The sequence below is a fragment of the Parasediminibacterium schistidii genome (assembly GCF_046546515.1).
Taxonomy (GTDB): domain Bacteria; phylum Bacteroidota; class Bacteroidia; order Chitinophagales; family Chitinophagaceae; genus Parasediminibacterium.
Window position 1 is genome coordinate 39,264 of sequence record NZ_JBKHKJ010000002.1, and the last position, 21,534, is coordinate 60,797.

The window sequence follows — 21,534 nt, forward strand, 5'->3', positions numbered from 1 at the left end:
ATCTTTGGAAAAATTTTTATTAGTGAGATTATTCTTTTCCCTTGTTGTTTCTTGTTGCCTTGTTTTAGCAGCTTGCAACACCATCGATGTATATGAAAAAACAACGCCTTTCCCCGCTTTTAAATGGACCACCGATAACAAGCCCGTGTTTAATTTTACCATAAAAGATACTAACGCACTCTACAATATTTTTGTTGTGGTAAAGCATGAAGATGCCTATCATTACAACAATCTTTGGTTAAATGTTACCACTAAAGCCCCTGGTACTGCTGCTGTAAGCCAGCAACTGGAAATTATTTTGGCCAACAATGGCAAGGGCTGGCTGGGCAGCGGCATAGACGATATATTCACACATTGGGTGCGTATTACCCAAGCACCCGTGAAATTGAAAAAAGGCGACTACCAATTTACCCTCCAGCAAATCATGAGGGAAAACCCATTGGAATCTGTATTAAGCGCAGGCATACGGGTAGAAAAAGCAACGCCATGACCGTAAGATTATCCATGAGGCAAAAACTTACAATGGTAACCATTGTATATTGGGTATTGCTTTCGTACATGATTGCGGCACTGGTTTGGTGGTTTATTGCCCTGCAAAACCAAAACAGCCTGATGGCCAGCATGAGGCTGGTAGAGTTGAAAAAAGACGACCCCCACTACATAGAAAAAGTAACCCTTATCGAAGATGCCCGCGGGCGGAAAATAGCACAATACATTGGCGAAGGCTCCACCTTTCTTGCGTTGATAATTGTAGGCGCCGTGTTTGTGTTTAGGGCTACCCGGCGGCAATTGATGCTATCGCAACAGCAACAAAACTTCATGATGGCGGTAACGCACGAACTAAAAACCCCTATTGCAGTTGCCATGCTGAACCTTGAAACCCTGCAAAAGCGGAAACTGGACATTGACAAGCAACAAAAGCTTATTGGCAATACTTTGCAGGAAGCCAACAGGTTGAATACCTTGTGCAACAATATTTTATTTGCTGCGCAATTAGATGCTGGTGCGTATAAGCCTAGCCAAGTAGAAATAAACTGGAGCAATATAGTGGCTAATTGTGCCAAAGACTTTATAAATCGCTACCCAAACCGAAACATACCAGTAAATATTACTGACGGCTTGCATATAATGGGCGAGGAGCTGCTGCTGCAAATGCTGGTAAACAACTTGATAGAAAATGCACTGAAATATACCCCAAAAGAAGCCTCAGTAGCCATTTCCCTACAAGCAGAAGGCAACAAAATGCTGCTGCAAGTAGCAGACGAAGGCATTGGCATAGCAGAAGAAGAAAAAAAGCGGGTGTTTGAAAAATTTTACCGCAGCGGCGACGAGAAACTAAGGAACACGAAAGGCACAGGGCTTGGCCTATACCTTTGCAAAAAAATAGTGCAAGGCCACAAGGGCACCATTGCAGTAAGCAATAACCAACCAAAAGGAAGTATATTTACGGTTATATTTAATGGGTTATTTTAAATATTGTGGGCGGTATTTTAACCACAAGGTTCACAAGGAATAAGAAACACAAGGTACACAAGGCGATAATAGCAAATAAAGGGCACAAAGGATTTCCCAAATCCCAATATTATAGCAGGGTTCTTGAATAGCCTTGTGTTTCTTAGCCTCCTTTACGGGGAGCGTACTCCTAGCTATGATGAATTTTACTTAGTGTACTTTGTGTAAATCCTTTGTGTTCCTTGTGGTTAAATTTCTTTTGATTGCGTACATTAAATTTAGGCACAATGAACCAAGGTAAAGGCAATATTTTATTGGTAGATGACGAGGAAAACCTGCACGAAGCCCTAAAGTTAAATTTGGAAATGGAGGGCTATGAGGTAACCAGTGCTTTCAATGGCAGCGAGGCACTAAAAGCCATAGCCAATGAGTACTTTGACTTGGTGGTGCTAGACGTGATGATGCCAGAAGTAGATGGCATTACCGTAGCAGAAACCATGCGGGTAAACAACCTAGACACCCCTATACTAATGCTTAGTGCCAAAAACACAAGTGCCGACAGGGTGTTAGGCCTGAAAAAAGGAGCGGACGACTACCTTGCTAAGCCTTTTAACCTAGAGGAATTGTTGCTAAGGGTAGAAAAACTGATTACCAAAAACCAAAAAATACAGGAAAAAGAAACCATTGGCGACCTGTATAACTTTGGTGGCAACACAATAGATTTTAAGGCACAACATGCCACCACCCACGATGGCAAGCAAATAGAACTAAGCAAAAAAGAAACCATGCTGCTAAAGCTATTGGTAGAAAACAAAGGCGAGGTAGTAACCAGGGAAAAGATACTACAAGTAGTTTGGGGCTACAATGTGTACCCCACTACACGCACTATTGATAATTTTATCCTCAATTTCCGCAAGCATTTCGAGCCAGACAGCCGCAACCCTGTTCACTTTCATTCTGTGAGGAGCGTGGGGTATAAATTTAATAATTAGGAATTAGGAATTAATAATTAGGAATTATGAATCATAAGTTTTAAAACCCTTAGATTGAAGTCTCAAATGCAAAATCAGTGATTGCTAAAAGCGTAAGTTGGATGGATTTTAGAATTAAGCTACCCGAAAGTAATAGCTGTAGTTCTTGTTAGTTTACATATTCAATTCCTCAATCAGTGATCGAAGCTTTTTCAATTCCTAATTCTTAATTCCTGATTATCATGTGCGGCATTGCAGGCATTTTATCCCCTTACCCATCATTGGTGCAGCCAAAAAAGGTGCAGGCCATGGCGGATGCTTTGCAGCACCGTGGCCCCGATGGGGAAGGTTTTTGGGCAAATGAGGAAAACACCATTTGCCTTGGACACCGCCGATTGGCCATAATAGATACCAGCAATGCAGCTGCCCAGCCATTCAATTACCTGCATTATACCCTTGTTTTCAACGGGGAAATTTATAACTATATAGAAATAAAGCAAACCCTGCATCAGCATGGATATTCCTTTACTACGCTAAGCGACAGCGAGGTAATACCAGCCGCTTTTGACCATTGGGGCAAAGACTGCCTGCATCATTTTGATGGTATGTTTGCCTTTGCATTATACGATGCAAATACAAAGGAATTATGGATAGCCCGTGACCGTTTTGGCGAAAAGCCATTGTACTACCACGCCATATATCAGCAGCGTGGGCAGTTTGAGCAGTTTGCATTTGCCAGCGAGATGAAAGCCCTTTGGGCAATTGGCATAGAAAAGCAGTTGAGCGGCACCATGATGCTCAACTACCTTACACTTGGCTACACCCAAAACCCTATTAAACAAACACAGACCTTTTACAGCAATATACTTTCCCTGCCTGCCGGACATTATTTAACAATCCAGCCGAGCAAAGGGAAGGTACAGATGAAAAAGTGGTATTCATTAAGTGGTCAGTGGTCAGTGGCCAGTGGTCAGTTGGGTGGTTCTTATCCCCCTTCAGGGGTTAGGGGTATTTCTTACCCCCCTTTAGGGGATGGGGGTGATGCTATTGAGCTATTTACAGAATTATTCAATACTTCCATTAAGCGAAGGCTGCGGAGCGATGTGCCTTTGGGTACATCTTTAAGTGGTGGATTGGACAGCTCGGCTATTGCCGCTACTTTGCTTTCCAGTGGTGTTGGCTCGTTGGATACTTTTTCTGCTGTATTCCCAGGGTTTAAGCAAGACGAAAGCCAGTTTATCGATGATTTCCAACAGCGCTACCCACAAAAAAACTTGCATTGCCATTTTGTAACGCCAACAACGCAGGACTGGATAGACAACTGGGGCTTACTCATGCACCATCAAGAAGAACCTGTGCAAAGCAGCAGCATACTTACCCAGTTTATGGTGTATAAACTAGCAAAGGAACAAGGCATCACCGTTCTGCTAGATGGGCAGGGGGCAGACGAAGTGCTTGGCGGCTATAAAAAATACATGCCATGGTTTTTGCAGCAGCAACTACGCAGCGGCTATGCCAACTTTGCAAGGGAAAAACGGTTGTTGCAACAAAATGATTTTTTGGATAGCTTGGGCATTAAAAACTATGCTGCGGCTTTTTTCCCAGAAAGGGCAGCCAAGCAGTTGCAGCAAAATGCTATTATCAGGCAAAAGCACAATGCTTTCATCAACCCAGATTTTTACAACCATTACCAAAATAAAGACACCCTTCAAAAACCAGTGGTAAAAACACTGGAAGACATATTGTATTACAACACTTTTACCCAAGGCTTGCAGGAATTGGTGCGGTATGCCGACCGCAACTCCATGGCACATAGCCGTGAAGTGCGGTTGCCTTTCTTAAGCCACCAATTGGTGGAATTTATTTTCTCGCTGCCGGCTACTTTTAAAGTGAGGGATGGCTTTACTAAATGGATATTGAGGAAAAGCGTGGAAGGCATATTGCCAGCTAGTATAGCTTGGCGGAAAGGGAAAGTAGGCTACGAGCCGCCCCAGCAGCAATGGATGCAGCAACCCGCCATTATAGACATGGTACACGAAAGCCGCAAGAAATTAGTTGCTAAAAACATCCTTACCCAAGCTGCACTGAATGCACCCTTGAATGCAAAAGCTGCCCATGCAGCCGATAATTTCGATTGGCGGTATATGAGTGCAGCTGGGATTTTGTAGGGGGCTTTAGCCCTGAGATATTAATTTCTTATGGGCTAAAATGGGAAGGTTATTTTCACAACGTTACTTGTATATAGCAATATCTGTTAAAACGGGCAAATGGTCTGATGCGAGAAACATTGGGCAATAGTATTGCTTTGCATACAACTCCTTGCTCAAAAGCGTTATATCTATTCGCAAAAAAGGTGAAATGCCGGGGTAAGTATTGCCCCAGCCGCTTTGATTCTGTAAAAAGGCATCATCTAGCCCTTGGCTTATATATTGGTAAACATAGCTAGATGGCACCGAGTTTAAATCGGCACAAAAAACAAAAGGCAGCGTGCATTTGTCTAGTTGCTCTTTTATCAGCTTTGCCTGCAAAACATGAACTGAATCGTAGTAACGCAATTTCTCGAATTTGCTTTTATAAAAAATAACAGTTGTGTCGTCCTTGAAAAAAGAATAATCGGTTATTTGAGGGTTTTTTCCATCTCTGTGCAGGTTCATCGACCGCAAATGGGTAGTATAAAACCTTATTGCTTTATTATTTATTTTAATGGTGGCATACATCAGGTGTTCTGGGTAATGCTTATTGGCGTATGCGAACCTGTCAGAGTCTATAATGGGATATTTAGAAAAAATAGCTGTGCCGTATTTATACGCCACGTCATGGTTTAATCGAAAATCATAATCGGTAGAAATATAAAAATAAGTGTAGTGAAGTGTGTCAACCATATATTTTACATTGGAAACAAAATATTCGTTTTCTAGATAGGATTCAAAATCCTGCATGCACACAACATCTGCATTTGATTGTTTTATAAATGACATTATTTGCCTTCTAGGGCTATTGATGCTATCGTGCAACCTTCCATTGTTTATAAAATCATTTACATTCCACGAAAGTAGCCTGATGCTCCCGGTCTCTTTTTGTTCATGGTACTTTTTGGGGAAGTGCAGCCCTGTGGTGGCAAGGATATTTTTATACCCCAACAATATTAAAAACAAAAAAACAAAGCTATACTTTCTATAAAAAAAAAGGCTGCACAACAAAACAGCCAACATGCCTGTCAGTAAATAAGGAAAACCTAAAGCCAAGAAAGTAAAAAAATAGCAGTATATAGGGTTTATAAAAGGCGTTGCACAGCTTAGCAGGTAAACAAAACAGTACACCGAAATGCCAATAACGGTTGCAGCCTTTACAAAAGCATAAAGTTTAGCCATACTAATTTTTAAAATTCTTCTTTGCTTGCTTTTTTAAGGAACAATTTTTCATCATCTGTAAGCATGTGGTAGCCCTCTTGGTTAATTTTGTCTAAAATATCATCCAGTTTTTGCTGGGTAAGGTTGGGCGTTTTCGTGTAGGGGGGCTGGTTGCTTTTATAGTACAACTTATCTTTTTGTGGCGTAGCAGCTTGTTTCTTTTCCGGGTTAAACAGGCCATCTATCCAGTTTGCAAAACTGTACATCCATTGCCCCCAATCGTTCCCTTTGCCCAATTGCTTGATGTAAATAAAACCCATTGCCCCACCTGCAAGGTGGGCAACTGCCATGCCCCCACTACTACTTGCAACGGTGGCATAATCTATAGCTACAAAAACCAAGGTAAGTACCCAAAGCGGGATGCCGCCATTAATTAATGGGAATATACGATAGTCTGGTGCCAATGTGGTAGTGCCTACGGCTACTGCCATTACCGATGCGCCTGCACCCATCATAGACACATTGCCAACATTTTGCGCCAGCACTGGGAAAATATTATTGGTAAGCAAGAAAAATAATGCCCCTACCACACCGCCATACAGGTAAATGGGTATCAGCTTGGTGTTGCCAGTTAAATCTTGAAGTATATAGCCAAAACCCCATACCCAAAGGAGGGTGCTTATTAAATCCATTACGCCTAAATGGCTGAACATATAAGTAAATACCGTCCATGGTCTGGTAGCCAGTTTTTCAAACGAGGCAGGCAAGCAAAACCAGTCTATTATTTGGTGCTGGAAAAATATTTGCGGTATATCGGAAAAAAAGTAAACGATTTTAAGGAAATTGAGCAGTATAAACACGGTACTGTTGATGATAATGAGCCATGTGAGGGCATTATTGTCTTCCCCTAGCAAAGGCATTCTTCTCTTGTTATTGTCTCTAAAGCCCACAGTGTACTATTTTTTTGTAAAGTTAACAAGTGCAAGGTTACCCAAATGCTAAAACAAAAATAGGCGGTATTTTTTTCGCCACTAAGGCTCAAAGCGGCACGAAGAAAATTACAAAAAAGAAAGAAAAGAATAAGGGGCTTTGTGTTGTAATATAACCTTCCAACTTTTTTTCTTTGTGCTTCTTCGTGTTTTTGTGCCTTTGTGGCTAATACTAATAAAATGTTTTTTTGTTTGTTTTATTCCAAGTTATTACAATTAACAAGCCCACTATTGCTCCACCCACGTGGGCCCAGCGTGCAACATTGTCGCCGGCAGAATTTTTCACAGCAAAAAACAACTCATAAGCAAAATAAGCCAAGCCTGCCCATTTTGCCTTTACAGGCACAAAAAAGTACAGATATAAATAGGTATTGGGGAATAAATAAACGAATGCTGCCAGCACGCCAAATATGGCACCGCTGGCACCAATGGTGGGCGTATTTAAAATGGATGTATAATAAGCAGAAAGCGTTTCCATCAATTTATCAGAGGCTGCAACGTCATCTGGGCTATTTCTAAGATACTCTACTAAATCGCCCGAGACATGGTGATAGTCTGCAAATGCAAGCATAGCCTGTATGCTTCCTGCCTGATGGTTTACATGCATGGAAGCTATTTGAATGTATTGGCTGTTGAGGTTTGAAATGTCATAATTCAAGAATAGCAAGTGCAACAAAGCTGCTCCTAGGCCACAAATAAGGTAAAATGTTAAGAACCTTTTCCCGCCCCACAAGCTTTCCAGTATGGAACCAAACATCCATAGTGCAAACATATTCCCAAATATATGCCCTACATCCCCATGCAAAAACATGTGTGTAACCAATTGCCATGGTTTGAACAATGGGCTTTTCCATGCATGGAGGGCAAACCAATCGTCAAAAGAAAACTGGTTACCAATAGTATTCTGTGCCAAGAAAAATAACCCGTTGATGATGAGTAAATTTTTAATCACCATGGGTAACACTTCAAATCTGCCCGGCCTAAATTCTTTCATACCTATTTTCCCCGTAGGGGTATATTTATTTTTAATTGTTACAAGTTGCAAGGTTTCTAGTTACAGCTTACCATGGGTTTCACCAATGGCTACTATTGTTCAACCCCTGTAGTGTTTGTAGCAAATGCACCGCATTTTTAATACTTTTACACTTATCTAACTTACCGCTTACTACTTATGACTTATGACTGCCTCAACTTCAACTGCACTACATTTTCTATATGGTGTGTATGGGGGAACATATCTACGGGCTGAATTTTTGTTACCATATATTTTTCGTCCAGCAATGCTAAGTCCCTTGCTTGTGTGGCAGGGTTGCAGCTTACATATACTACCAATGGGGCTGCTATATCTAGTAATTTCTTTACCAGTTTTTCGTGCATCCCTGCACGGGGGGGATCTGTAATAACCACATCTGGCCTGCCGTGCTCTAAAAAGAAATCATCATTGCAAATGTCTATAACATCGCCTGCTGTAAAAAAAGAGTGGTTTATGCTGTTTAACGCTGCATTCTCCCTCGCATCTTTTATGGCGTCTTCTATTAACTCTACCCCAACTATTTTTTTTGCCTTTTCACTGCAAAAAATACCAATGCTGCCTGTGCCGCAATACAGGTCATAAACCGTTTGTGCGCCATCCAGCTCGGCAAACTCACGGGTTATTTCATACAGCTTTTCTGCTTGCTTGGTGTTGGTCTGGAAAAATGACTTTGGGCTTATTTTGAATTGGAAGCCTTCCAGTTTTTCAATAATGTAGCCATTGCCATGATACACAATGGGCTGCAAGTCGTAAATGCTATCGTTGAACTTTAGGTTGATGGTGTATAGCAAGGTAGTAATAGCAGGGAACTGTTGCAGCAATGCATTTAACAACCCTTCTCGCATTTTTTTGTCTTCAAAACCCAGTACCATGTTCACCATTATTTCGCCTGTGGTGGCCATGCGTATCATCATGTTGCGAAGCCAGCCTTCATGGTTTTTAATGTCATAAAAACTACATCCATGCTGCTTGGCATAAGCCACAATAAAATTGCGTATCTGGTTGGTGGGTTCTTCTTGCAGGTGGCAGATATCTATGGCCACAACCTTGTCAAACTGACCTTTTGCGTGGAAGCCAGCAGCACCTGTTTCGCTTTCTATTGTCTCGGCAGCGGTGCCAGCTGCCCGCAACTGTTGAAATTCTTCCTTGGGTATAAAACGGCGGGTGGCAAACGTATATTCCAGTTTGTTGCGGTAGCCAGTAGTTTGGGTTGCCCCAGCAATGGGCAGCATTTCTGGCAATTGTACCTTGCCTATGCGGGATAAATTGTCTGCTACTTGTTGTTGCTTATATATCAATTGTTGGTCATAAGGCAGCATTTGCCATTGGCAGCCGCCGCATACGCCAAAATGCTTGCAAAAAGGCGCTACTCGGTTTGCTGCATATTTTTTAAAGGCGAGGGGGTATGCCTCTGCCCAGTCTTTCTTGCTTTTGCCAAGTTGTATGTCCACAATGTCACCGGGCACGGTGCTTTCAATAAAAATCACTTTCCCATCTACCCGTGCCAGGCTCTTGCCTTCGGCAGCATAGCTTTCTACCAATACATTTTCTAAGATAACCGGTTTCTTGTACTTTCTCACGGGGTAAAAGTAGGCTAATTCTTTACTTCTTTAAGTATAACTCATGGCACAGGGTCATGGCCATGCCCACCCCATGGGTGGCAACTGCTTATGCGTTTCAAGGCCAGCCATCCACCTTTTAATGGCCCATATTTCCTAAGTGCCTCTAAGGTATAGTTAGAGCAGCTTGGCGTGTACCTACATTTTGGCCCCAAAATTGGCGACAGGATATATTGGTATGCTTTTATCAGCACTATAAAAGGCAGGCTAATGAGCCACAGTATTGTTTTCACCTAGCGCAGTTATTAATTTATCAATAAGCATGGGCATTTTCTTCTGCAGCAATTTATTGTCGGGCAATGCCTTGTCTATATACATCAAAAAAACTGCTACCTGCTTGTTATGCGCAGTAGTAAAATGGTGCAGGGGCTGTTTTTGCAAGCGGTAATTTTCGCGCAGCAGCCTTTTTATCCTGTTCCTATCCATTGCCCGCTTAAATTTTTTGCTACTTGCGCCAACGCCCACTTTTACAGGAAAATCTAGCGGTTCTTCCACCACCATGTACAACACTTTTACTGGGAAGACCAAGAATGTTTTCCCATTGGCAAACAAAGCTTCCAGCAGTTTCCTGCTTTTTAGCTTTTCTTGCTTGTTAAAAGTATATAAAGGTGTGTCTGTCAAAATAAATTTATATAATCCTTCAAAATCAATAAACAATCACAATATACTAACTGTCATCGTGCTCTTTGCGAAAACCTTGGTGCCCTTTTCGTTTAAGCAAAACAACAAAAAAAGACCGTCCCAATTTGCAGGGACAGTCTTTATAAATATGGTTTATAAAAAATGTTGCTATCTTATTTTAAACCCTTTTCACTAGAAACAGTAAGTTTCTTGCGACCTTTTGCCCTGCGGCTTGCCAATACCTTGCGACCATTGGCACTTTGCATACGCTTACGGAAACCATGCACGGTTTTACGGCGCTTTTTATGTGGCTGGAATGTTTGTTTCATGTTTAAAAATTTTACGGACCCAAAAAATATTTTTCAACTTTATAGTAGTCACCATCACCACTATTTGTGAAAGGACGGCGAAGGTAAGGGTTTGTGGGGAAATAGTTGAAAAAATAATTTCTTGTCTAATTTTTTTTGAGGTGCTGGTGGGTACCAACCTAGCATTGCCTGCAACCTTGACGGGAAAGACAAGACTTTTAAGATTCATTTTTAGGGGCGTTTCCCGCTTGGTTTTGCTGGCTTTTGAAACCCGAAATTTAATTTTGAGGTCAATTTTTGTCATAACTCATTGAAATACAGTAATTTATGTTTTTCTGGAGTGAGTGTTTCATGAGTGTTTTGTGAGTGATTTATGAGTGAAAAGTGAGTGATTCGTGAGTGAAAAGTGTGTATTTTCGTGTTTTTTTGAGTGAAAAATGAACATATAATGATTTCTTAGTTGTGTATTGAAATTAGTATCCCACGGGTAACGGACCAAGGTTAAGGCAACAGCAGGGATTGTGCCAACAAAAAACAAGAAGCCGTATACTGCAAATTTGGGGTTGATTTATAACACATGCAAAAGTATAATCCTATATGGGGGCATAATTCCCCCATGAGTGCCCAAAAATGCCCCTATGATGGGAGAAAGCCTAAGTTAAAATAACAGATATAAACTCATAGCACCTCAAAAAAAGAGGGTGCATAAAAGTTTTTCGCTTTGTGGCGATATTCCTTAATCTTTAAAAACTTTATCTTTGTGCCAGAAATGCCCTTGCTAAAAACCTAGGTTAAACACATTTTACAAGTTATCAACTAGTATTTGCATCAATGTTCTTTTTTTATTAATATTAAGATAGTTTTAGCTTAAAAATTAGCCTTGTATTGATGGCTGTAAAATACGCAAAAATTACGCACAAAATGAGCATGAAATACGCAAAAAGTATGCACGAATCACTCAAAAAATAGGCACAAAATAGGCACAAAATACGCATTAAAATTTGCCGTTATTGTTGATAATCAATGATTTAAAGGCGAGGGGACGTTTTTTCAAAAAATCGCAAATAGGAAAAAAACCAAAAATTGTCAAAACTGAAACTATTTTAATAAAAAACCCAGAAAAAGCAATAGTATAGAAATTGTATAAGTGTCCTCGTTTTGCATCCCATCTTCTTGCCCCTGGGGGTGTTTGTTCCGGCTTTTTGGGATAAGTGGCGGGCAGGATTATAGTAGGGTATTTTTTCACTAAAAAGCGAAAAACTTTTATGCACCCAAAAAAGAATTGTACTGATAAACACAAAAAAAATTACTTGCGGAAGTCATTTCAATAAAGCCACTTTCATATTCAGGGCTTTAATCATTAAAATCATGCAAATCATTTAACTAGTGGTATAAGTTCACCGAGTAGTAACAAGCCATTGCCCTATTTTAATGCCCCTTTAACGATTGCATAGTAAACACAGCGTAATATTTGCGTGTCTAATAGGCAAAATACAATGTTATGAAAAGTATAAAAACATTACAGGCATTATCATTTATTTTAGCAGTACTTGTGCTTAGCATGGCATCCTGTTCCAAAACAAATTATGTACCGATAGCTCCCGCCACCGACTCCACGGCCTATACAGGGGCTACGCTGCTACCAGTAAAAGCGGGCAATAAATGGGTGTATAAGGACTCGGTGTTCAAAAGTGCCAATGTGGTGGACAGCACATTTGCCGACACTGCTGTTATTACTGCCAAAACGGCAACCTCCTCATCCTTGCAAGGCATTACTTTTTACAATTTCTGCGACAGCATTGGTTGGTTTGGTAAAAACGCCTATTTAGCCCCGGCCATAGACCAAACAAGTGGTTATATATTTCAGATGGACAGCGCGAATGGATTGCCTTATACCCTTTTCCAAACAGCAACCATAGACAACCAATACCTAGGCAAATCAAATGATTTTACTACCCCTACCTGTATCCATGTTTTTTTGCAATATGGATTTGCAACTAAAACGGTTGTCAATGGGTTTTCCTGCATAAGAAACATAACTTATTATTCAGACTGCAGCTCAACTGAAGTAATCGTTCAATATGTATCGCCCGGTGTTGGGATAGTAAGGATAGAAGATTACGAAAAAACAAGCAGTACGAATAGTACATTATACCTTAGTTATTCGCAGACATTACAGAAGTTTATACCTAAAACTTAAGTGGGATTTGCCACAAAGGCTTGAAGGCGCAAAGCAGCACAAAGGATTACTACAAAAAGATAGTACTCACCACCTAGCATAAATAATTTTGAGCGAGTAAAGAAAGAAAACTTAGTTATTTACCTAATTTCTAGCTTTCTTATGTTCCTATATTGGAACTAAAAACACAAGAAAGACACTATGTTTCCTCTCTTTTTCTTTTTCTTACCTATATCTACTATTTGCCTATGTAGTGATTAGTAACAAATTTATTTCAAATAAGACCGTATAAACCAGGCCGTTTTTTCGTGCTTTTCCATCAAGCCAGTTACAAAATCACTGTTGCCTAGGTCTTTATAATCATCGGCAAAAACAGTTATTAGCTTCCTTAATGTCCTTATCATGGTTTCATGGTCGCTAAGCAAATCTGCCAATTGTTTTTTGGAGTCGTTGGTATATTCATTTTCAAGCAGGCTGGTTAGTTTTAACACATCCACAAGCCTGCCTTCTGCATAATGGCCTATAGCCCGCACACGCTCAGCCACTTCGTCAATCACTTCATCAAGCTCGTCATAAAGCCCTTCGTAAAACTTATGTAGCTCCATAAAACTAGGCCCTTCCACGTTCCAATGATAGTTGCGTGTTTTTGCAGCCAACAATACTTCGTCTGCCAATACTTTGTTTAGTTCAAAAGCCACTGCTTGCGCATTTTTTTCGGGTATCCCAATATCAATTTTCATAATCTTTCTATTTTTAAATAAGATGTATAGTACAAATTTAAATAATCCGATTTGATGGGTATCGTTTTTGATTACGATACAAATGAAAAAGCCATCAAAAAAAAGAAGGCCGCCAGTAGAAACCGGCAGCCGTTATCCTATAAAAACCAAAACCAAAACCTAAATATGCTTAATAAATTATTTTGAATAAATTTTACTAGCTACTTGATAGCCTGCCGCACTATTTTTATACCAATCTGCATAATTCGTGCCACCAGACAATGTCCAGTCGAAAAAGTGTAAATAACTTGTATTTATTGGCGCTTGTTCTACTGGATAATTAAAACCATCAGCAAAGTTAATGGCAAATGGGTAATTTAATTTGGTAACATAATAAATTCCTGCAGCTGGCACACTCGCATCATTGCCTGTGCCTAGTAATTTAGCATTAGCTAGTGCCGTGGGGGCAAAGCCAGGCAAATGTACTTCATAATCACGCCGCAAGTTACTAATTAAAAATGGATCAAATGTTGAAGGATCCGTTAAAGTAATGGGGGCGGTTAAAACAATAGCAATATGTGCCGTGTCGCCTACTACTTTTGCCTGATTAGGGTCTGTGTTTACAAATGATGCCCCACTAGGGTTACTAATCAATTGTTTAGCACCATCGAAAGGTATAATTACTGCATTGGTTTGCCCAGCTTCTGTGCCATTGGCATTCAGCTTAATATATCCATTAGCCAATTTTTGCCCGCTAACGCTTTGAACAGTAGCGGTAGTAAATGGGAATTTTACACCAAAACCATTTTGAAAATTTGCCCCTGCTGCAATTGGTGCGAAATCGGCATCTATTTCTACTAATTGGCTTTTGGCATTCAGTACCATTTTATACCGGTAGCTCACTACTAAATCGTTCATGTCATAATCGCCTTGCAATGGCCAGTTGTCTTCATAAGCCAATGTGCCATATTGTGTAGCACTTGGGAAATAAGTGTTGTAAGCTCTTTTAGCATCGTTAGGGTATGCATCCAATACATCATTCACGCCATCGCCATCGGTATCCACGGGTACATCCACCGGTTTTACGTTGGCCGTTTGTATGGCACTGATAGGGTTAGCAGAAACATAATATACCACATCATTAAAATCTTGGTCGCAACTAGCTGCGCTCCTATCTAGGTCTTCAAATCCAATAAGCAAAAGGTTTTTGTATTGCAACAATACGGTATGTTTTTTTAACGCCGGCAACGTTTCTGGGTTTAAATAAGCATCTGTAAAGAATGCTTTTGCAGCTGTATTTACATAGCCATATCCTTTGCTGGAATACCATCCATCCGAAAACAACACAAAGCCAATGGTTGTGCCTTTGCCAAAGTTGCCTAGTTTTACTTTGTTGCCAGAGGTCAAATTGCCCCCGCTCCCTTTAAAACTAGTATTAGGGAAAATATAAGTAATGTTGGTGATATCAGCAAGCTTGGTAGGGGGGTTGCCAGTAGGGTAGGTATAATACCCCAACGTGTTCCTGTTTCCGGCCCCTTCCGATACAAAGGTTAACCAAACAGTAGCAGTATCAGACATGATTATATCCGATGTGGCACTATTGTCTAGATATGACTGCCCTTTAGAACCTGGCAACGCCTTGCTTTCTGGCAATGAATAACTAAGATTGGCCAAAAGATCAGAAGAAATGGTGTCATTTGTTGGCTCTAGATAAGTTGGTTTGCCCAGTGCATCTGCAGAAGTTGCACCTGTAAGGGTAGGTATTGGGTAAACAAAATTGGTATTGGTTATTGTACCATTTATATTAAACGTACCTACGCCGCCACGCCCAGTATTGAACACAGTGGGTGCGTGGCTTTCGAGTTTTGAAAAAGTGCCTGCTACGTTGCCAGCAAACCCTTCTGTGCCGCCTATTGTACATTTCAGGGCATTGCCAGTTAAAAAAACTTTCGCGTTGCGGATAACACCTATGGTATTGGCATCTACCACCAATGTATCGTAATAGGAAGAAACCGATATGCTGGCATTCAACTTGCCACTGCTATCAGTGAGGCCTGTTAATACCTGCCCGCCAAGGCTGCCATTCCGGTAGCCATACACATTTACCATCACCCCTTTCAGAGCATTATTTGTATTGCTTAGCAAAGTAACATCCACGTTTACAGGCTTTGTCGTTTTATAAGTAAAGCCATCTGGTGCAACTTTGCCAACAGGTGTGTTGCCCCCCGAAATAGAATCGTTTTTTTTGCAAGCAGCAATCGCAGCCAAGAAACAAAGTGGGATGATAAATTTTTTCATGCTTTTTTTGATTTTTATCGTGTGCTTATTTTTTCCTTTTGATATTGCAAATATGGCATAAGCTGTGCAACTGAAAAACCCCTCAAATGAGGGGCTTGTAAATTTTTGTTGCTAGCTCGCCGCATTGAATATGCTTTTTTAGCCACGAAGGCACAAAAGCACGAAGAAAAAGAAGGTTAGAAGCTATTGATAACATCATTTTCTCCTTTTTTCTTTTTTCTTCTTCCCTTAAAACTTTGTGCCTCTTTGTGTCTTCGTGCCTTTGTGGCAGATTAACCAAACTTGCACCTGAGTAGTAACTAAATTTCTACTTCGCCCCGATAGCTACCATGCTAATCTCTACGTTTACTCCTTTTGGCAATCCTTTCACTGCAACGGTTTCACGAGCGGGGTAGTCGCCTGTGAAGTAATTGCCATAAACTTCGTTTACTTCGGTAAACAAAGCCATGTCGCTTAGGAAAATGGTGGTTTTTACCACGTTGGCAAAACCAATATTGGCCTCTGTGAGGATGGCTTTCAGGTTTTCCATTACCTGTGTTGTTTCTGCTGGTATATTATCCAGTATTAAATTGCCTGTTGCAGCATCAATGGCTATCTGCCCACTGACAAAAACCCAGTCGCCCGCTTGTATAGCTTGGTTATAAGGGCCTATTGGGGCTGGTGCATGAGGGGTATTGATAATTTGCTTACGCATTTTTTATTATTTGAAATTTTGTGTTTGAAATTTTGAATGGAAAGGCCCAAAAGCTTTTGCTTATGAAAAGCAAGGTTATGTATTTCTATTGAACAAAAAAATAGTTTGTTTGGGAAAAGGGATAAAAGTTTTTGCTTTGCTACAAAGGCTCGAAAGCTAAAAGAAGCACTGAGAAAAAGAAGCAAGCATTACATGCGTAAATTTCGAGTGCAATTCAAATATTTGCTATCACAATCGGATAATTTATTTTGGCAAAAAATGGGAAACAAGTATTTGAGCCGTAATTTTTTAAGGCTATAATAATTGTTTAATTTTAACCCAGATTTTGATACGCTTTTACATTGTCCATATTTCATTATTAAGCTATAAACGGCCTCTAAACCAATTACAATAAAAACAATAGGCAAGAAAATAGAAACCAAACCAATCTATCTCCTTGCCTATTTACCTATTACCTCTTCCCCTCTTTATAAAAATTTCAATACTTCTTTGCCCATTGCTGCTGTGCCTAGTATTTTGTCTGCTGCTGTGGCAGCATCGGCAATGTCACGGGTGCGGTAGCCTTCTTTCAATACTTTATCCACTGCGGCTATAACCAGTTCAGCTTCTTCTTTCATGCCAAAAGAAATATCTAGCAGCAAAGCTGCGGACAAGATAGAAGCCAATGGGTTGGCTACACCTTTGCCTGTAATGTCGTGCGCAGAACCGTGGATAGGCTCGTAAACGCCAGTGCCATCGCCAATAGAGGCCGAAGCCAACATGCCCATGGAACCTGCAATTTGCGAGGCTTCATCGGTAAGTATGTCGCCAAATAAGTTGGCGGTAACCACTACATCAAAACGGGCTGGGGATTTTATCAACATCATTGCCAAAGCATCTACAAATTGGTACTCCACTTCTACGTCAGGATATTCCAACGCTAGTTTTTGGATTACCTCGCGCCACAAACGGCTGGTTTCCAAAACATTTGCTTTGTCAACAGAGCATAATTTTTTCCTACGGGTACGGGCAGCTTCAAATGCCTTGCGGCCAATGCGTTCTACTTCGTAGCGGCTGTATTCTGCCACATCATAAGCCGTGTCGCCATTGTTTTTGCGGCCTTTCTCGCCAAAATAAATATCCCCCGTCAGTTCCCTGAAAAACAAGATGTCGGCACCTTTCAATATTTCGGGCTTAATGCTGGAAGCACTTAGCAACTCGTCAAATAATTTAATGGGACGAAGGTTTGCATATAAGCCTAGTTCCTTGCGCATTTTTAGCAAGCCTTGTTCTGGTCTTACCTTGGCTGTGGGGTCGTTGTCGTACTTGGGGTGGCCTACTGCACCAAACAAAACAGCATCGCTTGCTTTCATTTTTGCCAATGTTTCATCTGGCAATGGGTTTCCTGTTGCTTCAATGGCCACGTGACCAATCAGGGCTTCGTCATAAGTAAACTCATGCCCAAAACGGGCAGCTATCTTGTCTAATACTAGTTTACCAACGGCAGTTACTTCCTGCCCAATCCCATCTCCGGGGACAATAAGAATGTTTTTTTTCATTTTTAGTATGCTTCTTTTATTCGAATGAGTATGAAACGTAGCGAAAATAACTAAACCATCAATCCTCGTCTTCTGCCACTACAATCGGCGCACTATCTGGCCTCGGGGTTTTCTTATACATTTGGTGTATCAAATCTGCTACCACTGCTGTCCATCCTGTTTGGTGGCTGGCGCCTAGGCCTTTGCCTGAGTCGCCATGAAAGTATTCGTAAAACAATAACAAGTCTTCATTGCCGGGCTGGCGGTAAAAGCTAGTGTATTCTGCATTGGATCTACGATTGCCCGACTCCCCTTTTTGGAACAAGCTGGTTACCCTGCGGGTGAGCTCGTCCGCTACTTGTTCCAGGTTCATCATGTTGCCAGTACCTGTTGGGCACTCTACAGTCAACGTATCTTCATAAAAACTCGCATACTTGCGGATAGAGCGGATAATGAGGTAATTTATCGGCATCCAAACGGGGCCACGCCAGTTGGAGTTGCCACCAAATAGGTTAGAAGTAGAATCACCGGGGTCGTAGGCAATGGAATAAAGCCTTCCGTCTAAAGTAACAGAATAAGGCTGTTTTTCATACCGTTTAGACAATGCCCGTATGCCGCCATCAGACAGGAACTCATCTTCATTCAGCATCCTTGTTAGCAAAGCCACCAGTTTATCCCTAGGCACAAGTGATAATAAAATTTTATCGCTATCGCTGCGCTCCTCATTTGGCCAAAACCGTTTGTTTTTCTTCCGGTAGCTTTCAAACCAAGTAATACGGCGTTTAAAGTCGGCCAATTTGCTTAGTGTACTCCTTTCTATCACCGAAACAGCCAGTAATGGAATCAACCCTACAATACTCTGTATTTTCAATGGGATGGTTTCACCGCCTTTAATGCTTACTGTATCGTAAAAAAACTTGTCTTCGCTGTTCCACAGCAGGTGCTCGTTGATGGCTTCGGCTATCAGCACAAAATGCTCGAAAAACTTAGTGGCAGTGTCTTCAAAAGAAATATCGTTTACTGCAAGCTCCAGGGCTATATCCATCATGTTCAGGGCATATTTGCCCATCCAGCTCGTGCCATCGGCTTGTTGCAGGTGCATGTGCGCCGCTATGCCGTAACTCCTATCAAATACGCCAATATTATCCAGCCCAAGGAAACCTCCCTGGAACAGGTTATTGCCCGTTTCGTCCTTACGGTTTATCCACCAAGTAAAATTGATAATCAGTTTCTGGAAAATACGTTTCAAGAACACAAGGTCTCCCTTGCCAGTGGCTTCTTTTTCTATTTTATATACCTGCAGGGCTGCCCATGCGTGCACGGGTGGATTTACATCGCCAAAATTCCACTCGTATGCAGGCAATTGCCCATCGGGCTTCATGTACCATTCCCGCATGATAAGGATAAGCTGGTGCTTGGCAAACGACACATCTATCATGGCCATGGGGATACAGTGGAAAGCTAAGTCCCATGCGGCATACCAAGGGTATTCCCATTTATCGGGCATCAGGATAATATCCTGGTTTTTTAGGTGCTTCCAGTCAGAATTGCGGCCATGCTTCTTGCCATCATTTACTGGCGTGATACCATCGCTGGTGCTTAGCCAACGTTCCACATCGTAATGGTAATATTGCTTGCTCCATAACAAGCCAGCAAAAGCCTGCCGCTGTATATTCAATAAATCTGGCGGCGTGGATGGGTGCAGCAATGCGGCATAAAAATCGTCTGCCTGCTGCTTGCGTTCCTTGAACACATTTTCAAAGTGACCACCAAACGGATTGTCGTGCGGCTTGCTGCACAACCTGCAATAAACTGTCTTAGTAGCACCGCCAGCAATAGTCATATTATATACGGGCGAAAATTTAGAGCCTTCTTTCCGCTTGCGTAAAGCTTCGGTATGCAAGCCGTTAATTACAGCCGTATGGAACGCATCTTTTACAAAAGGCGTTTCATTGGGTATGCCCATTATTTTTTGCTTATTGGTTTCATTGTCCGTGAACAGCATGTCGTCTGCCTTTTGGAAATAAAAATAATAGCGACCCAATCTTTCCTGCTCGGCGGTTACGCTTGTTTTACTATTATATGTAATCAAGCCCTTTTTTTCGTCGCTGCCATTTTTCCATCGGTTGTAAAACCAAAGCGTTGGCAATACTGTGATAGGGGCAGGTTTGTTGTATTTGTTGGTAATGTCTATTTTAATATAAATATCCTGCGGGCCTTGCTTGGCATAAGTAACTTTTACATCAAAATACTCGTTGTTGTCAAAAACACCCGTGTCTAGTATTTCATATTCTGGCTGTAGTTTGCCCCTGTTCCTGTTTTCCCTTACTAGTTGCTCGTAAGGGAAAGCATGCTGGGGGTATTTGTACAGGTACTCCATATAGTAATGGGTAGGCACATTGTCTAAATAATAATAAAGTTCCTTTACATCTTCACCGTGGTTGCCCTCACTATTGCCCAAGCCAAAAAGGCGTTCTTTTAAAATAGGGTCTTTGCCATTCCACAAAGCAACGGCAAAACACAAATTCTGGAAATAATCGGTAATGCCAGCCAGCCCATCCTCGCCCCAGCGGTAAACCCGGCTAGGCGCATGGTCGTGCGGGAAATAATTCCACGCATCGCCGTGTGGCCCATAATCCTCACGCACAGTACCCCATTGGCGCTCGCTTAAATAAGGGCCCCATTGCTCTAGTGGTATCTGCCTGCGGGCGTTTACAGAAAGGCGTTGATGTTCAGCAGTCATACATATTATTTAGAAATCCAGTCTTTTTCTATAAAAACAACAGGATAGAAAGCAACAAATTAAAGATAAATTAAGGCGCCAGATACATAAAAATACTTTGTATGTATATTATGCAGCGTTTAAAAATAACGAATTGGCATCAGTTACTGGCAATTCGGAGTAAACCATTCAAAAAAAAAATTATGATAACGGTCTCGGAAAGGCTTAGCCTAGTTTTTTAAGATAAGCAAAATCAATGTTATGCCGTTGTTTGTAAAAGATTATGGATACAAATATAAGCAGGGTTCTTAAAAGCGGTACACCAAAAGGGAGCATAACCAGGGCAAACGCATCAAAATTTAATCTGCGCCTAATTGCCTATTTTATTCAAAAATGCCTCTTTTCAGTCCTTTTGCCTCATAGCCGGCGGGCTTCGTCCTGGCACCGCCACTCTAATTTATCCTTTGAAAAAAATATGCTGCGCATTTTTTTCAATCAGCCTGCGGCTGACCGGATAAAATAAGGTGGCTTATGCCAGGACTGGTGTCAAACTCGAAGATTCGAGCAAAATGAATTTTGATGCGTTTACCCTGGGTACATAACCGTTTTTCGCTTTTTTTATTAAAAAATCAACCTAGCCCACCCTCACCCCTCCCGAAAGACGGGGACAAGTTACCCTAAGGAAAAGGTAAAAGGAACAGGGCAAGAAGACAATATTTGCATATTTTTGATAATATGTTTTTTATCTTGCTTTTTATTAAAATAGTTTCAGTTTTGCCATTCTTGTGAGATTTTTACGCTGTTTCTTTTTTTCAAAAATCGTTACTGCTCTTGTAAGCCATTGATTATCAACAATAATATCAAATTTTTGTGCGTATTTTATGCTTATTTTATGCTTATTTTTTGCTTATTTTATGCATATTTTGTGCCTGATTTGTGCATATTTTACAGCCATACATACAAGACCAAATTTTGAGACTACAACTATTTTAATATTAGTAAAAAAAGAGCTACGATTAGGATGCCAAGACACCAGTTTTGTAAATAGTTTGTATCAAGTGC

General features: G+C 41.0%; 17 protein-coding genes. 5 read left to right on the plus strand and 12 right to left on the minus strand.

Annotated features, from left to right (window positions below; all coding sequences use genetic code 11):
• Window positions 1–22 precede the first annotated feature (22 nt).
• The 4 genes from ACHFIY_RS01540 (at window position 23) to asnB (ending at window position 4,591) form a co-directional block, all read left to right on the plus strand.
• Window positions 23–490, plus strand: coding sequence for a gliding motility lipoprotein GldH (locus ACHFIY_RS01540; RefSeq protein ID WP_410844283.1), 468 nt, complete (start codon window positions 23–25; stop codon window positions 488–490).
• On the plus strand, window positions 487–1,473 hold the full coding sequence (locus ACHFIY_RS01545) for a sensor histidine kinase (RefSeq protein WP_410844284.1): 987 nt from the start codon (window positions 487–489) through the stop codon (window positions 1,471–1,473). Before ACHFIY_RS01540 ends, ACHFIY_RS01545 begins: the two co-directional genes overlap by 4 nt.
• Window positions 1,474–1,739: 266 nt before the next feature.
• The gene (locus ACHFIY_RS01550; protein ID WP_410844285.1) at window positions 1,740–2,444 is read left to right on the plus strand and encodes a response regulator transcription factor; all 705 of its coding nucleotides are present in this window, start codon (window positions 1,740–1,742) and stop codon (window positions 2,442–2,444) included.
• Between the two features lie 221 nt (window positions 2,445–2,665).
• A complete protein-coding gene (asnB, locus tag ACHFIY_RS01555; RefSeq protein ID WP_410844286.1) occupies window positions 2,666–4,591 on the plus strand; it encodes an asparagine synthase (glutamine-hydrolyzing) in 1,926 nt (641 codons plus the stop codon).
• 63 nt (window positions 4,592–4,654) lie between these two features.
• On the opposite strand, the gene ACHFIY_RS01560 is transcribed toward asnB, so the two are convergent.
• The 7 genes from ACHFIY_RS01560 to rpmH form a co-directional block, all read right to left on the minus strand.
• Window positions 4,655–5,794: an endonuclease/exonuclease/phosphatase family protein gene (locus tag ACHFIY_RS01560; RefSeq protein WP_410844287.1), complete on the minus strand. Its 1,140-nt coding sequence runs from the start codon at window positions 5,792–5,794 to the stop codon at window positions 4,655–4,657.
• Between the two features lie 8 nt (window positions 5,795–5,802).
• Complete coding sequence (locus ACHFIY_RS01565) at window positions 5,803–6,693, minus strand: rhomboid family intramembrane serine protease (RefSeq protein ID WP_410844288.1); 891 nt, start codon at window positions 6,691–6,693, stop codon at window positions 5,803–5,805.
• Window positions 6,694–6,934: 241 nt separating this feature from the next.
• A complete protein-coding gene (locus ACHFIY_RS01570) occupies window positions 6,935–7,756 on the minus strand; it encodes a rhomboid family intramembrane serine protease (RefSeq protein ID WP_410844289.1) in 822 nt (273 codons plus the stop codon).
• A 182-nt stretch (window positions 7,757–7,938) separates the two neighbouring features.
• Complete coding sequence (rlmD, locus tag ACHFIY_RS01575) at window positions 7,939–9,375, minus strand: 23S rRNA (uracil(1939)-C(5))-methyltransferase RlmD (RefSeq protein WP_410844290.1); 1,437 nt, start codon at window positions 9,373–9,375, stop codon at window positions 7,939–7,941.
• A gap of 41 nt (window positions 9,376–9,416) precedes the next feature.
• Complete coding sequence (gene yidD / locus ACHFIY_RS01580) at window positions 9,417–9,647, minus strand: membrane protein insertion efficiency factor YidD (protein ID WP_489685634.1); 231 nt, start codon at window positions 9,645–9,647, stop codon at window positions 9,417–9,419.
• Window positions 9,622–10,035, minus strand: coding sequence for a ribonuclease P protein component (locus ACHFIY_RS01585; RefSeq protein WP_410844291.1), 414 nt, complete (start codon window positions 10,033–10,035; stop codon window positions 9,622–9,624). Before ACHFIY_RS01585 ends, yidD begins: the two co-directional genes overlap by 26 nt.
• A gap of 173 nt (window positions 10,036–10,208) precedes the next feature.
• Window positions 10,209–10,364: a 50S ribosomal protein L34 gene (gene rpmH / locus ACHFIY_RS01590; RefSeq protein WP_379015212.1), complete on the minus strand. Its 156-nt coding sequence runs from the start codon at window positions 10,362–10,364 to the stop codon at window positions 10,209–10,211.
• 1,480 nt (window positions 10,365–11,844) lie between these two features.
• Between rpmH and ACHFIY_RS01595 the strand changes: the two genes are divergently transcribed.
• On the plus strand, window positions 11,845–12,543 hold the full coding sequence (locus ACHFIY_RS01595; RefSeq protein WP_410844292.1) for a hypothetical protein: 699 nt from the start codon (window positions 11,845–11,847) through the stop codon (window positions 12,541–12,543).
• A gap of 248 nt (window positions 12,544–12,791) precedes the next feature.
• Here ACHFIY_RS01595 and ACHFIY_RS01600 read toward each other — a convergent pair whose 3' ends face one another.
• From ACHFIY_RS01600 to ACHFIY_RS01620, 5 genes are all read right to left on the minus strand, one after another.
• Window positions 12,792–13,262 (minus strand): Dps family protein, encoded by a 471-nt coding sequence (locus ACHFIY_RS01600; protein ID WP_410844293.1) that lies wholly within the window; start codon window positions 13,260–13,262, stop codon window positions 12,792–12,794.
• A gap of 177 nt (window positions 13,263–13,439) precedes the next feature.
• On the minus strand, window positions 13,440–15,539 hold the full coding sequence (locus tag ACHFIY_RS01605; protein WP_410844294.1) for an LruC domain-containing protein: 2,100 nt from the start codon (window positions 15,537–15,539) through the stop codon (window positions 13,440–13,442).
• A 307-nt stretch (window positions 15,540–15,846) separates the two neighbouring features.
• The gene (locus ACHFIY_RS01610; protein WP_410844295.1) at window positions 15,847–16,233 is read right to left on the minus strand and encodes a Rid family detoxifying hydrolase; all 387 of its coding nucleotides are present in this window, start codon (window positions 16,231–16,233) and stop codon (window positions 15,847–15,849) included.
• Between the two features lie 467 nt (window positions 16,234–16,700).
• Window positions 16,701–17,771 carry a 3-isopropylmalate dehydrogenase gene (leuB, locus tag ACHFIY_RS01615; RefSeq protein WP_410844296.1) on the minus strand — a complete coding sequence of 357 codons (1,071 nt, stop codon included), beginning with the start codon at window positions 17,769–17,771 and terminating at the stop codon, window positions 16,701–16,703.
• Between the two features lie 58 nt (window positions 17,772–17,829).
• Window positions 17,830–20,493: an MGH1-like glycoside hydrolase domain-containing protein gene (locus tag ACHFIY_RS01620; protein WP_410844297.1), complete on the minus strand. Its 2,664-nt coding sequence runs from the start codon at window positions 20,491–20,493 to the stop codon at window positions 17,830–17,832.
• Between the last annotated feature and the right edge of the window lie 1,041 nt (window positions 20,494–21,534).

Bases quoted from the DNA above. Each gene is read 5' to 3' on its own strand.
- ACHFIY_RS01545 (WP_410844284.1), top strand. From the start codon at position 487: ATGACCGTAAGATTATCCATGAGGCAAAAACTTACAATGGTAACCATT.
- ACHFIY_RS01550 (WP_410844285.1), top strand. From the start codon at position 1,740: ATGAACCAAGGTAAAGGCAATATTTTATTGGTAGATGACGAGGAAAAC.
- ACHFIY_RS01605 (WP_410844294.1), bottom strand. From the start codon at position 15,539: ATGAAAAAATTTATCATCCCACTTTGTTTCTTGGCTGCGATTGCTGCT.
- ACHFIY_RS01560 (WP_410844287.1), bottom strand. From the start codon at position 5,794: ATGGCTAAACTTTATGCTTTTGTAAAGGCTGCAACCGTTATTGGCATT.
- ACHFIY_RS01570 (WP_410844289.1), bottom strand. From the start codon at position 7,756: ATGAAAGAATTTAGGCCGGGCAGATTTGAAGTGTTACCCATGGTGATT.
- asnB (WP_410844286.1), top strand. From the start codon at position 2,666: ATGTGCGGCATTGCAGGCATTTTATCCCCTTACCCATCATTGGTGCAG.
- rpmH (WP_379015212.1), bottom strand. From the start codon at position 10,364: ATGAAACAAACATTCCAGCCACATAAAAAGCGCCGTAAAACCGTGCAT.
- ACHFIY_RS01610 (WP_410844295.1), bottom strand. From the start codon at position 16,233: ATGCGTAAGCAAATTATCAATACCCCTCATGCACCAGCCCCAATAGGC.
- ACHFIY_RS01620 (WP_410844297.1), bottom strand. From the start codon at position 20,493: ATGACTGCTGAACATCAACGCCTTTCTGTAAACGCCCGCAGGCAGATA.
- leuB (WP_410844296.1), bottom strand. From the start codon at position 17,771: ATGAAAAAAAACATTCTTATTGTCCCCGGAGATGGGATTGGGCAGGAA.
- ACHFIY_RS01600 (WP_410844293.1), bottom strand. From the start codon at position 13,262: ATGAAAATTGATATTGGGATACCCGAAAAAAATGCGCAAGCAGTGGCT.
- ACHFIY_RS01565 (WP_410844288.1), bottom strand. From the start codon at position 6,693: ATGCCTTTGCTAGGGGAAGACAATAATGCCCTCACATGGCTCATTATC.
- ACHFIY_RS01595 (WP_410844292.1), top strand. From the start codon at position 11,845: ATGAAAAGTATAAAAACATTACAGGCATTATCATTTATTTTAGCAGTA.